This window comes from Streptomyces sp. NPDC022552 (assembly GCF_055561875.1).
The window spans coordinates 20039-31974 of record NZ_JBVHGJ010000001.1; the positions used below are offsets into that span (position 1 = coordinate 20039).

The 11936-nt window shown below is 72.6% G+C and carries 11 protein-coding genes and 1 pseudogene; 4 read left to right on the forward strand and 8 right to left on the reverse strand.

What is annotated here, in order from left to right; genetic code table 11:
• Positions 1 to 9 precede the first annotated feature (9 nt).
• Both ACZ3OF_RS00105 and ACZ3OF_RS00110 read right to left on the reverse strand, forming a co-directional pair.
• Positions 10 to 1356, reverse strand: a complete 1347-nt coding sequence (locus ACZ3OF_RS00105; RefSeq protein WP_361667257.1) for a cation:proton antiporter — start codon at positions 1354 to 1356, stop codon at positions 10 to 12.
• 5 nt (positions 1357 to 1361) lie between these two features.
• Entirely contained in the window at positions 1362 to 1847 is a 486-nt protein-coding gene (locus tag ACZ3OF_RS00110) for a cation:proton antiporter regulatory subunit (protein WP_361667256.1), read from the reverse strand.
• Between the two features lie 231 nt (positions 1848 to 2078).
• On the opposite strand from ACZ3OF_RS00110, the gene ACZ3OF_RS00115 reads away from it, so the two are divergent.
• Complete coding sequence (locus ACZ3OF_RS00115) at positions 2079 to 2495, forward strand: hypothetical protein (protein ID WP_361667255.1); 417 nt, start codon at positions 2079 to 2081, stop codon at positions 2493 to 2495.
• Positions 2496 to 2711: 216 nt separating this feature from the next.
• A complete protein-coding gene (locus ACZ3OF_RS00120; RefSeq protein WP_467302785.1) occupies positions 2712 to 4199 on the forward strand; it encodes a SulP family inorganic anion transporter in 1488 nt (495 codons plus the stop codon).
• A 46-nt stretch (positions 4200 to 4245) separates the two neighbouring features.
• Here the strand turns inward: ACZ3OF_RS00120 and ACZ3OF_RS00125 are convergent.
• Positions 4246 to 4377: pseudogene (locus tag ACZ3OF_RS00125) on the reverse strand (agmatine deiminase family protein); the annotation flags it as partial.
• On the opposite strand from ACZ3OF_RS00125, the gene ACZ3OF_RS00130 reads away from it, so the two are divergent.
• Positions 4351 to 4824, forward strand: a complete 474-nt coding sequence (locus tag ACZ3OF_RS00130; RefSeq protein ID WP_467301762.1) for an agmatine deiminase family protein — start codon at positions 4351 to 4353, stop codon at positions 4822 to 4824. The pseudogene ACZ3OF_RS00125 and the gene ACZ3OF_RS00130 sit on opposite strands and share 27 nt — an antisense overlap.
• Positions 4825 to 4836: 12 nt before the next feature.
• Here ACZ3OF_RS00130 and ACZ3OF_RS00135 read toward each other — a convergent pair whose 3' ends face one another.
• The 5 genes from ACZ3OF_RS00135 to ACZ3OF_RS00155 form a co-directional block, all read right to left on the reverse strand.
• Positions 4837 to 5493 (reverse strand): class F sortase, encoded by a 657-nt coding sequence (locus ACZ3OF_RS00135; protein ID WP_361667251.1) that lies wholly within the window; start codon positions 5491 to 5493, stop codon positions 4837 to 4839.
• A gap of 63 nt (positions 5494 to 5556) precedes the next feature.
• Positions 5557 to 6036 carry a hypothetical protein gene (locus ACZ3OF_RS00140; RefSeq protein ID WP_467301763.1) on the reverse strand — a complete coding sequence of 160 codons (480 nt, stop codon included), beginning with the start codon at positions 6034 to 6036 and terminating at the stop codon, positions 5557 to 5559.
• Between the two features lie 123 nt (positions 6037 to 6159).
• Positions 6160 to 8157 (reverse strand): sensor histidine kinase, encoded by a 1998-nt coding sequence (locus ACZ3OF_RS00145; protein ID WP_467301764.1) that lies wholly within the window; start codon positions 8155 to 8157, stop codon positions 6160 to 6162.
• Positions 8144 to 8857, reverse strand: coding sequence for a response regulator transcription factor (locus tag ACZ3OF_RS00150; protein ID WP_361667359.1), 714 nt, complete (start codon positions 8855 to 8857; stop codon positions 8144 to 8146). Before ACZ3OF_RS00150 ends, ACZ3OF_RS00145 begins: the two co-directional genes overlap by 14 nt.
• Positions 8858 to 8942: 85 nt before the next feature.
• Positions 8943 to 10505 carry a carboxylesterase/lipase family protein gene (locus ACZ3OF_RS00155; protein ID WP_467301767.1) on the reverse strand — a complete coding sequence of 521 codons (1563 nt, stop codon included), beginning with the start codon at positions 10503 to 10505 and terminating at the stop codon, positions 8943 to 8945.
• Positions 10506 to 10789: 284 nt separating this feature from the next.
• On the opposite strand from ACZ3OF_RS00155, the gene ACZ3OF_RS00160 reads away from it, so the two are divergent.
• Complete coding sequence (locus tag ACZ3OF_RS00160; RefSeq protein WP_467301768.1) at positions 10790 to 11857, forward strand: DUF2332 domain-containing protein; 1068 nt, start codon at positions 10790 to 10792, stop codon at positions 11855 to 11857.
• The last annotated feature ends 79 nt before the right edge of the window (positions 11858 to 11936 follow it).

An 11936-nucleotide genomic window follows, 5' to 3' on the forward strand; every position in this document is an offset into this window, starting at 1 on the left:
GGCAGTCAATCACCTGGTGCCGTCGTCCACCGGCTCCAGCTTCTCCAGCTCTTCCCGCGTCTCCTGTGCCGGGGCTTCGGCGGAGGTCCGGGCAGTGGTGGGGGCGGCCGGGGCCTCGGCCTGGGGCTCCGCCGGAGCCTGCGCCGGGACTTCGGCGGCCACTTCGGCGTGGGCCGGCTCGACGGCCGGAGCCTTGTGGCGGCGGCCGGTGACGTAGGTGGCGATCGGCTCGGTGTAGCGGGCGGTGAGCGGGCCGAGGACGACCAGGACGAGGACGTACGCGGTCGCGAGGGGGCCGAGGGCAGGCTCGATGCCCGCCGTCACCGCGAGCCCGGCGATGACGATGGAGAACTCGCCGCGCGCGACCAGGGTCCCGCCGGCCCGCCAGCGGCCCTTCACCGAGATCCCGGCCCGCCGGGCGGCCCAGTAGCCGGTGGCGATCTTCGTCGCCGCCGTGACCAGGGCCAGGGCCAGCGCGGGCAGGATCACCGGCGGGATGCTCGCCGGGTCGGTGTGCAGACCGAAGAAGACGAAGAACACCGCCGCGAACAGGTCCCGCAGCGGGCTGAGCAGATGGTGCGCGCCCTCCGCGACCTCCTCGGAGAGGGCGATGCCGACGAGGAAGGCGCCGACGGCGGCCGAGACCTGGAGCTGCTGGGCGATGCCCGCGACCAGCAGCGTCAGACCGAGGACGACGAGAAGGAGCTTCTCGGGGTCGTCGCTCGAGACGAAGCGGGAGATGACCCGTCCGAAGCGTACGGCGAGGAAGAGGACCGTACCGGCGACACCGAGGGCGATGGCGAGGGTGAGGCTTCCGGCGGCGAGACTCACGCCGGCGAGCAGCGCGGTGAGGATGGGCAGGTAGACGGCCATGGCCAGGTCTTCCAGGACCAGGATGCTCAGGACGGCCGGCGTCTCCCGGTTGCCGAGCCGGCCCAGATCGCCCATCACCTTGGCGATGACACCGGAGGACGAGATCCATGTGACGCCGGCCAGGACGACGGCGGCGACCGGACCCCACCCCAGCAGAAGGGCCATGCCCGCGCCCGGCAGGGCGTTGAGGGCGAAGTCCACCAGGCCCGCCGGGTACTGCGTCTTGAGGTTGGTCACCAGATCGCTGGCGGTGTACTCCAGTCCCAGCATCAGGAGCAGGAGGATCACGCCGATCTCGGCGCCGATCGCGACGAACTCCTCACTGGTGCCGAGCGGCAGCAGTCCGCCTTCGCCGAAGGCGAGGCCGGCCAGGAGATAGAGGGGTATCGGGGAGAACCGAAAGCGTCCGGCGAAGCGGCCCAGCAGTCCGAGCGCGAGAATGATCGCGCCGAACTCGATCAGGAAGACGGCGGAGGAGTGCACGGCGCTCACTCCCGGCCGAGGATCGAGGCGGCCGCCTCGACACCCTCGCGGGTGCCGATCACGATGAGCGTGTCGCCGCCCGCCAGCCGGAAGGCCGGCGCGGGGGAGGGGATCGCACCGGCCCGGCGCAGGACCGCGACGATGGAGGCCCCCGTCTCGGTGCGCATCCGGGTCTCGCCCAGGACCCGCCCGTTCCACTGCGAGTGCGCCGACAGTTCTATTCGCTCGGCGACCAGCCCCAGGTCCGTGGTCGAGAGCAGGTTGGGGCTGTGGTGGGACGGCATCAGCGCGTCGATCAACGCCTCCGCCTCCTTGGCGGTCAGCTTGGCCGACAGCGCGCACTCGTCCGGATCGTCCCTGCGGTAGGCGTTCAGCGTCCGGCTGCCGTCCCGGTGGGCGATGACCGAGAGCCGGCGGTGCTCACGGGTGGTCAGGTCGTAGCGGACCCCGATCCCGGGGAGCGGCGTGTTGCTCATGCGTGGAACGGGCATCGAAAATCTCCCCATGTGTCTGCAGTCGCCGGAAATGGGAGCGAACGTCATCCGCCTCCGGAAGTCACCTTATCGACACGTGTTCCGCTCGATCCGGTGGCGAAGGGGACGCGGGGACCGACCGGTTGCGGGAGCGAGGTGCCCTTGCGCACCGGCTTGTCGCGCATCTCCCGCCGTGGTGCATCATTCTTCAGGGCCCCGGCGGAGGGGCGGTGCGTGAGGAGGCGCTGCATGATCGAATGGATGCGGATCCGCTCCGGTACGCGCCCTGTGCCGGACCCGGCCGCAACCTCCTCGGTGTGGGCGGTGTCGGCCGTCCTGGCCTTCGCCCTGGTCATCGCCTTCAACTTCCTCGACGGACACGGGGACCCCGTCCTCGACCTCATCGCGCTGTCCGTCGCCGTGGCCGCGGTCAGCACGGGAGCCCGGCTCGCCGCCGCCCCTGGCACCGCCCTGCTCTGCTGGCTCATCCTGAACGTCTTCGCCACCGCGCCCATCGGGCAGCTCACCTGGGAAGCCGCCTACGATCTCGGACGCATGGCCTGCCTCCTGATCGCGGCGAGCACGGGAACGGTCATCGCCCGACTCGTCCACGCCCGCGCGGCCCATCGCCGACTGACACCATGGACCGGACCGCCTGGCTCCTGACGGTCGGCCGGTGGTCGACACCGGTCCACGCCGACGGTGCCGCCCGGTCCCTCTCCCGCCCCGGCTCCGTCCTCGCCTCTCCGACTTCCGGTCCGCCATCGTGTGGGCCGATCGCGGGGTGCCGCCCCGGCCCTTCCGCGTCCTCCCGCACCTGCCGCCCCGCCGAGTGGGCGTGCCCGAGTACGACAGGTACCTGCTTCCTTGTCCTCATCCGTTGTGTCCCCGGCCCGGTGGTCGCGCGGCCTGCGTCCGGCATGGCTGACCGATCCGAAGGTCTGGCGTACCGAGGTGCTGGCCGGACTTGTCGTCGGGCTGGCGCTGATCCCCGAGGCGATAGCGTTCTCGATCATCGCCGGGGTCGACCCGGCGGTCGGCCTCTTCGCCTCCTTCACCATGGCCGTGACCATCGCGATCTTCGGCGGCCGCCGGGCGATGATCTCCGCGGCGACCGGCGCCGTCGCGCTCGTCATCGCGCCGCTCAACCGCGAGCACGGCCTGGGGTACCTGATCGCCGCCGTCATCCTGGCCGGCGTGTTCCAGGTGATCCTCGGTGTACTCGGCGTGGCGAAGCTGATGCGGTTCATCCCGCGCTCGGTCATGGTCGGCTTCGTCAACTCGCTGTCCATCCTGGTCTTCATGGCCCAGGTGACCGAGCTGCGGAACGTCCCCTGGACCGTGTACCCGCTCGTCGTCGCCGGTCTGCTCCTGATGGTGTTCTTCCCGAAGATCACGACGGTGGTCCCGGCCCCGCTCGTCTCCATCGCCGTCCTGACCGCCATCACGATCGCCGCCGGGATCGCCGTGCCGACCGTCGGCGACAAGGGCGCCCTGCCGTCCTCGCTGCCGGTGCCGGGCTTGCCCGACGTGCCGTTCACGACGGACACGCTCGTCCTCGTCGCCCCGTACGCGTTCGCCATGGCGCTCGTCGGTCTGATGGAGTCGCTGATGACGGCCAAGCTCGTCGACGACATCACCGACACCCGCTCCAGCAAGACGCGGGAGTCGATCGGTCAGGGCATCGCCAACATCGTCACCGGCTTCTTCGGCGGCATGGGCGGCTGCGCCATGATCGGCCAGACGATGATCAACGTGAAGGTCTCGGGCGCCCGCACCCGGCTGTCCACGTTCCTCGCCGGTGTGTTCCTGATGGTGCTGTGCGTCGTCTTCGGCCCGGTCGTCTCCGACATCCCCATGGCGGCTCTGGTCGCCGTCATGATCATGGTGTGCTTCGCGACCTTCGACTGGCACGCCGTCGCCCCGAAGACCCTCAGACGGATGCCCGTCGGGGAGATCGCCGTCATGGTGATCACCGTGGTGTGCGTCGTGGTCACCCACAACCTCGCCGTGGGTGTGGTCACCGGATCGGTCACCGCCATGGTGATCTTCGCCAGGAGGGTCGCCCACCACGCCGAGGTCACCGCCGTGAGGGATCCCGACGGTGCGACGGTGGTCTACCGGGTGGCCGGCGAGCTGTTCTTCGCCTCCGCCAACGATCTCGCCGGGCGCTTCGACTACGCCGGGGACCCGGACAGGGTCGTCGTCGACCTCTCCGCGGCCCATGTCTGGGACGCCTCGTCCGTGGCCGTCCTCGACACGGTCGAGGCGAAGTACGCCCAGCGCGGCAAGACCGTCGAGATCACGGGTCTCAACGCCCCGAGCGCGGATCTCCACGCCAGACTCACCGGCGAACTCACCGGCCACTGACGACGGTGCCGGGGGCGGCCGGGAAGCGGCGCGCCCCCGGAGGCGGTCAGGCGGCGGGCTTGCCGGGCTGGTCGTGGGTGGCGCAGTGGATGCCACCGCCGCCGGAGGCGATGGTGTCGATCTGCACCATGACGACGTCCCGCTCGGGGAAGTGCTCCTGGAGAATGGCCCGGTCATCTGGTTCGACGGCGTCCGCGGCCAGGACATCACCGACGACCATGTCGACGCGACGTCCCGCTTCCTCGCGCCCGGCGAGGCCCTCGTCCAGATGCCGCTGGCCTCCGACACCGACGCCTACGCCCGCGACGCTCGGCAGCAGTTCGGCGTCCTGTCCGCCTCGACGACCGCCACGGGCGACCCGATGGACGTGCTGCGGCTCCAGGGCCCGGACTACGACAGGATCCGCTCGACGAACCGCGACTTCCTGGCCTCGTACGCCAACTACTACCTCTGCAACGGCGCTGTCATCAGCGCCCACTTCGGTGACACCCGGGCGGATCAGGCGGCCAGGGCGACCCTGACGCGCCTCTACCCGGACCGGGTGATCGAGCAGCTGAACATCGACCGCCTCGGGGCGGGTGGCGGCGGCATCCACTGCGTCACCCAGCAGCAGCCCGTCGCGTAGGCGGGCCCGGGATCACCGTGCGACGGCGTAGACGATCAGGTTGTCCACCGGGTGGCCGGCCGCGTCGAACGCGCCGTCGCACGTGATCAGTCGCAGCGCGCGCTCCTTGGTGGGTCCGTAGACCCTCGTGGTGGGGAAGGCGTCCTTGTCGACGGTTTCGGTGCCGGTGACGGTGAAGCGCACGGTGCCGCCCCGGCTGTCGCGTACGTCGACGGTCGCACCCTTGCGTATCCGCTTCAGGTCGTGGAACACGGCCCTGCCGAAGCGGGTGTCGTTGTGCCCGATGACCACCGCGGCCCCGGGCTCTCCCGGGCGAGGGTTCCCGGTGTACCAGCCGGCCGTCATCCCCTTGTCCGGCGGCGGCACTTCGACGGTGCCGTCCTGGTCGAGGCCGAGCCTCATCAGCTCGCTGTCGATGCCGAGGGAGGGGATGGACACGCGGGTCGGGACCGTCTTCGTGCCGGTGGCCCGGGACGGGTCCGTGGAGTCGGGCTCGCCGGCGGGAGCGGCGGCGGGTGATGTCGTCGCCGCTGCCGGGGGCGTGCTTTCGACGCCGTCGGTGGCGCATGCGCCGGCGGTCGCGGTCAGGACGGCACACAGCAGCAGGGGCCGGGCACACGTCCGCCAGGGGCGTGCGCGTCGGCCGGCGGTGCGGGTCGTGGGGGTCATGGGGGCTCCGTGGCACGGAGTCGTGGTGCCGCCGTCGCCGGCGGCACCACGACGCGTCGGTCGTCAGTCGTTGCGCTGGGCGGCGCCTCGGCGGCGCAGCATGACGATGCCGGCGCCCGCGAGGAGCGCCGCACCGGCGGCCGAGCCGGCGACGGCGGTGGTCATGTCCCCACCGGCCTGGCCCGCGGGACGCTCACCTGCGGCGACACCGCCGCGCGGCGCCGCGGCCGGGGCGGGCGTCCGCTCGGCGACGGGGCGGGGCGGGCCGTCCGCGCGCTCACCTGCGGCGACACCGCCGCGGGGCGCCGCCACCTCGCCCGGCGTCCGGTCCGGTACGGGACGCGGAGTGGCGGAGCCGGTATCGGGCGTGGTGTCGGCGGCGCTCACCGACGGGGCGGCGGACGGCTGCGACGGCGCCACGGACGGATGGTCGTCCGCGAACGCCGACGTCGCGGGCAGGAACACCCCGCCGATCACGGCGGTGGTGAAGGCTGCGGCGCGCAGGCTGCGACGGCGCCGGGACGGACTGCGGTGAGACGGCATGGCTGTGGCTCCCCTTCGGTACGGAAACGGCCGGCGCCCTCGCCTCTGCTCGCTCGGGCGCCCGGTGATCGCCATGCTCACGGGAACTTGTCAGAAAGCTGTCAGCTGCCTGTGGCCTTGCCGTCAGACCTTCGCGGACCGTTCCGAGCGGCCCAACTCCTCCCGTACACCCGCCGGAAGTCGCAGCGTGAACGTCGAGCCGACGCCCTCGGTCGACGCGGCGGTGGCCGAACCGCCGTGGGCCTCGGTGAGTTTGCGTACGATCGCGAGGCCCAGACCGCTGCCGCCGGTGCGCCGGCTGCGCGACCTCTCCGCGCGCCAGAACCGGTCGAACACGTACGGCAGATCGTCGGCGGCGATCCCGCTGCCCGTGTCGGCGACCTCCACGACGACCTCCACCGACCCGCCGCGCGCGTCGTCGCGTCCCGCGCCTCCCGCGCCACCGCCCTCGCCGTACGCGCGCAGGTCGACGCGTCCGCCGCGCGGGGTGTGGCGTACCGCGTTCGAGACCAGGTTGCCGATGACCTGCCGCAGCCGTACGGGGTCCGCGGTCAGCGCGGGCGTCGGCCCGGACGCCTCGACGCCCAGGGTGACACCGGCGCGCTCGGCCTCGGCCTGGTGGGCGGCGGCGACCTGGCCGAGGAGCTCCACCACGTCGACGGGTTCCCGGTGCAGGCGCAGCGCCCCGGCGTCCGCCTGCGCGAGATCCTGAAGATCGTCGATGATGTGCTGAAGCTGTACGGCCTCCTCCAGGAGCGAGGCGATCAGTGCCGGATCGGTGTCCGCCACACCGTCCTGCGCGGCTTCCAGCCAGCCCCGGATATTGCTCAGGGGCGTACGCAGTTCATGGGCGACGTCGCTGACCATCGCCTTGCGCTGCGCCTCCAGGCGGGCCCGATGTTCCGTCAGTTCATTGAATGCCGCGGCGAGTTGACCGATCTCGTGGTCGGCGGGAACCGCGATGGGGGTGGCCTCGGCGCCTTCCTTCATGCGCTGCGCCGCCCCCGTCAGCGCGCGCAGCGGACGGACGAGCCGGCGTCCGGTGAGGATCGAGACGCCGATGGTGAGGGCGAGGACGAGCGCCGCCACGCCCGCGATACGGGCGGTGCTCGCGGCGGAGAGGTCGAAGCCTGGGACGCTGCCCCGGTCGGGGTCGCCGATGAACAGCAGCGCCGGCTGGGCGACGTACGAGCTCAGTTGCTCGCGTCGTGCCGTGTTCACGCAGGAGCCGATGGCCTCTTCGGCCGATCTGTCGATCTCCCTCGGCGCCGGAACCGGTGTGGCATCGGGCACGGGCGCCGTCGGACGCCGGGGCTCGGCCACCGGCCCCGCCGGGCGCCCTGGTCCGTCGTACCAGGTCAGGTCCGCGTTCAGGGTGATGGCCGGTCGGTCCTGGCGGCTCAGACAGGCGTTGGCGAGCTTGGTGAGGGTTTCGAGGGCCTTGGCCTCGGTCGCCGTGGGGGCGTCGAGACTGGCGGTGGAGCAGTCGTCCGACTCCACGAAGCCGGTGGAGGCGGTGCCTTGACCGACGCGGGGGCGCCCCGACGGGCCGTCCGTCACCTCGGCGTTCCGGCCCTGCCGGTGGAGGCAGGCCACCAGGCGATCCGCCTTGGCACGCAGCTCGCGACGTTCCGCGGGCGGCAGCCGGAAGGGGCCGACGGCCCGCGCGTCGATGCGATCCGTCGACGGCTTCGCGTCGTCGCGCGCGCTCGCGGCGCCGGATAGCGCGCTGTCCACGGACAGCGGATCGACGACCGCCGAGGGCCGGGCCGGCAGCTGCGGCCCCGAGCCGCCGGCCGAGTCGGCGAGGGGGCCGCGGTCGTGGGTGGTGACGGCGATACGGCGCCCGAACCGGGAGGCCAGTTCCTCGACCTCCCGGTCCACACCGTCCCACCGGGGGTGGGTCGCCGCGTACCCGAGCAGGGCGTCGTAGATACGGGCGTCGTCGGCGAGGGCCTGGCCCTGTTCCTGCTTCAGCGCCCCCGAGGTCGTCTGGGAGGCGAGCCACGCCGTCGCCGCGACCGAGCAGGCCGCGACCAGGGCGAAGACGCCGAGGAAGCGCCCGAGCAGGCTCTTGCGCAGCGGCAGCCGCGAGCGCTCCCCGCGGTTACGACGACGCACGCCGCGCACCCTTCGCGGGGTCGGTCAGCTTGTAGCCGACGCCGAAGACGGTGAGCAGGCGGGCCGGGGTACGAGGCTCGGGCTCGATCTTCTTGCGCAGGTTCATGATGTGCATGTCCACGGTGCGATCGCTGACGTAGCGGTCGAAGCCGTGCAGTTCCTCGAGGAGCCGTGGCCGGGTGAAGACACGGTCCGGCTCGGCGGCCATGGCGGCGATGATCCGGAACTCCCCGGGCGTGCACTCCACGGGCGTCCCGTCGACGGTCACCTCGTGCCGGTCGGCGTCGACCCGCAGCGTGCCCACGGACAGAACCCGCCCGTCGTCGGCGCCGTCAGGAGTCCCGGCCCGGCCGGTGCGGCGCAACAGCGTCCGTACGCGTGCCATCAGCTCGCGCGGGCTGTAGGGCTTCGTCATGTAGTCGTCGGCGCCGAGGTCGAGACCGAGCAGCAGGTCGTCCTCGGTGGACCGGGCGGTGAGCATCAGGACGGGCAGCTCCCGGGCTTCGCCGCGCAGCACCCGTACGACGTCGAGCCCGTCGGTGCGCGGCATCATCACGTCGAGGACCAGCAGATCGGGCTCCCGCTCCCGGACCCGGTCCAGCGCCGCCCGACCGTCGGCCACGACCGTGACGGAGTGCCCTTCGCGTTCGAGATAGCGCCTGACCAGCTCGGCCTGCTTCTCGTCGTCCTCTGCAACCATCACGTCAGCGCACACGCGGCCGATCGTAGGCGATCTGTACGAAGGCATCCGTTCGAAGGCGAGGCAGGGGCGAATGCCGTGGGCGCTACGGGTCGATCAGCGGCAGCGCGGGAAACGTGTGGTCCTGCCAGATCAGGCGGGAGGATTCCTCCGGGTAGGCGGTGACAACGGGATCGGTGTCGAAGAGCTGAACGAGTCGCTGCTCGGTGTCGTACGGCGGCCAGCCGGGGTCGCCACGGGCGGCGAAGGAGGTCCAGGCGGCGCGCATGCGCTCGGACAGGGCCTCCGCCTCCGGAGAGGGGGCTTCACCGATGAGCATGGCGGGCTGGCCGCGGTCCAGGTTGCCGAAGACGAGCGGTACGTCGAGGCCGTGGCAGGCACCGAGCGCACCGCCCATGCCCGGGGCGGGCCAGGTCAGCTCGTAGACGTGCGTGCGGCCGCCGGCCGCCGTCCGGGCCTGCGCGAGGTGGAGCGTGGGCATGCGGAACAGCCAGTCGGATTGCACCAGTTCGTACAGCGTCTCGGGGCCGGCCTCCGGGAAGGCTTCGCGGTACCGGCGCGCGCCGTCCGGGCTCGGGGCGAGGAGACGGAGGGCGGCTGCCGCCTGATCCTCGCTCACCTCGCCGAGCAGCCCGCCGATCGCCGAGAAGAGTCGATGCTCGTCGCGGGTGTGGCCGACGACGAGCTCGACGTCGCGGCCGGCGCCGGCGGCAAGGGCCTGCCACGGAGTGTCGGGCAGGATGTCGCCGTCCACGACCGGCGAGACGGGGATCGATCTGTACGCGGGCTGCCCCCAGCGCTCCGCCCACCGGTCCATCGTGGCGCCGAGCGCGTCGCTCGCGGCGGGCAGCCGGTGCGGGGGGACGTCGGACAGATCGCTCACCGTGGGCCGGAGCCCCAGCTCGGCGGCGCAGGCCGTGGCGATGTCCGAGGCGAGGCCGGGAGAGAAGAACGTGCCCTGCGCGCTCTGTACGACGGCCCGGTGGAAGAGCCCGGCCGCCCGGTCCATCGCCAGCAGCGCGGCGATCGACCCCCCACCCGCCGACTGGCCGAAGACCGTGACCCGCTCGGGGTCACCGCCGAAGGCCCGGATGTTGTCGCGCACCCATTCCAGGGCGGCGACCTGGTCGAGCAGCCCCCGGTTGGGCGGAGCCCCCTCGATCTGGCCGAAGCCCTCGATGCCGACACGGTAGTTGAAGGTCACCACGACCACGCCGCCGTCCCTGGCGAGTCGGCCGCCGTCGTACTCGGGGAGTCCGGACATGCCGAAGACGAAGGCGCCGCCCTGGATCCAGACCATCACGGGCAGCCCGGCGCCCGGGGCCGGTTCGGGCGACCAGACGTTGACCGTCAGCCAGTCGTCCCCCGGCGCGTCCTGCGACAGCGCGTCCATGCCGAACATGCCGGCCTGCGGGGGCGGCGGCCCGTACGCGACGGCCTCCCGCACCTCGCGCCGGCCCCGTACCGGCCGCGGCGCGGCGAACCGCAGCGCGCCGACCGGCGGCTCGGCGTACGGGATGCCCAGGAAGACCGCCACACCCGCCTCGCGCCTGCCACGCAGCACCCCGCCCACCGCGCGGACTTCGGGCCGGGACGCTGACGCGGACGCGTCGGGGGATCGGGACGGCTCGGGCGCGGCAGTGGTCATCACGACTTCCCCGGCTGGGTGGAGCGGGCTGGCATCGAGCGCGGACCCTTCCGATGATCCGCCGCGTCCGGACGGCACGCGAATCATTTACGGATGATCCGCACCACCGACGGCGGTTGCGTGCTCGGTCCGTCGCTGCGCTCCGGCGCGCCCCGTTCCCACGGGTCCCGTACCCCGCGGGTCCCGCTTCCCAAGGGTCCCGTTCCCCGCGGGCAGTAGCCTGCGAGCCGGTCGAGACCTCCTCGGCCGCTCGCATACCAGGTGAAGGACGGGAGGTCGTTCCCATGGCCGGCAGGACCCGCACGCTCGCTCAGGTGTACCGGCACTTCGGTGAGGTCGAAGCAGCCAAGGCATCGCCGCTGTACGAGCGCGTCGCCGTCGCCCTCAGCGAGTCCGACGAGGCGCTGCGCGCGATCGAGGCGGCGCCGGCACGCAGGCGGAACCCCACGCTGATCCTCGCCGCGCTGCACGACCTGGCCCTAGTCGGCCGCGCCCCGGAGCTGGCCGCGGCCTACGCCGCCGCGGACGGCGATGCCGCCGCCGACGCGGCGATCGACACGCTGGTGCGCATGACGAACGCCGTCGTGGCCGTCGCCACACGCCGGCAGCCGCGGCCGGACGAGACGGGTCGCGGGGCTGTGCTGTATCCGGCCATCGCCGAGGTGGCGCGTCGGGCGGGCGCGCACCAGGTGGGGCTGATCGACGTGGGCTGTTCGGCCGGGCTGAATCTCACCGTCGATCGTGTCGGCATCAGGTACGGCAACGGACAGTCGCTGGGTGATGCGTCCTCTCCCGTGCAGGTGTCGGCTTCGATCGTGGGAGACCGGCCCCTCCCGACGCGGGCGCTGCCCGAGGTCGTCGCCCGGGTCGGGATCGACGTCGATCCGGTCGACGTCACGGACGCGGACGACGCCCGATGGCTGCGCGCCTGCGTGTGGCCGGACCAGCCGGAGCGGATGGCGAGGCTGGAGGCGGAGACGGCGCTGGCCGCATCGGCGCCTCCGCTGCTGCTGCGAGGTGACGCGATCGAGCTGATGCGCGACGCCTTCGCCCATGTGCCGGCGAACGCCCTGCCTGTCGTCACGACGACGTGGGCACTGTCGCGCTTCCCGCTCGAGAGCCGCCTGCGCTTCCTGCACCGCCTCGACGAAGAGGCGGCCGGCCGGGCGGTGGCCTGGGTGTCGGCGGAGGGCGTGGGCGTGGCGCCGGCGATCCCGACGCTCGGCGATCGCCGAGCGTCGGGCCACAGCATCATCGGCCTGGCGCTGTTCGACGGGCCGACCCTGCACACCGAAGCCGTCGGGCGGTCCTGGTCGCAGGGTCGCCTGCTGTCGTGGCTGGGCGACTCCTAGCGGCCGTCACCGAGGGGAGGTCGTGGCGCCGGGGGCAGGCACGGTCGCCCCACAGCGGGGATGCTGTGGGGCGACCGGA

Coding starts and splice junctions, on each gene's coding strand:
- ACZ3OF_RS00110 (WP_361667256.1), bottom strand. CDS start 1,847: ATGCCCGTTCCACGCATGAGCAACACGCCGCTCCCCGGGATCGGGGTC.
- ACZ3OF_RS00155 (WP_467301767.1), bottom strand. CDS start 10,505: ATGACCACTGCCGCGCCCGAGCCGTCCCGATCCCCCGACGCGTCCGCG.
- ACZ3OF_RS00150 (WP_361667359.1), bottom strand. CDS start 8,857: ATGGTTGCAGAGGACGACGAGAAGCAGGCCGAGCTGGTCAGGCGCTAT.
- ACZ3OF_RS00140 (WP_467301763.1), bottom strand. CDS start 6,036: ATGCCGTCTCACCGCAGTCCGTCCCGGCGCCGTCGCAGCCTGCGCGCC.
- ACZ3OF_RS00115 (WP_361667255.1), top strand. CDS start 2,079: ATGATCGAATGGATGCGGATCCGCTCCGGTACGCGCCCTGTGCCGGAC.
- ACZ3OF_RS00135 (WP_361667251.1), bottom strand. CDS start 5,493: ATGACCCCCACGACCCGCACCGCCGGCCGACGCGCACGCCCCTGGCGG.
- ACZ3OF_RS00160 (WP_467301768.1), top strand. CDS start 10,790: ATGGCCGGCAGGACCCGCACGCTCGCTCAGGTGTACCGGCACTTCGGT.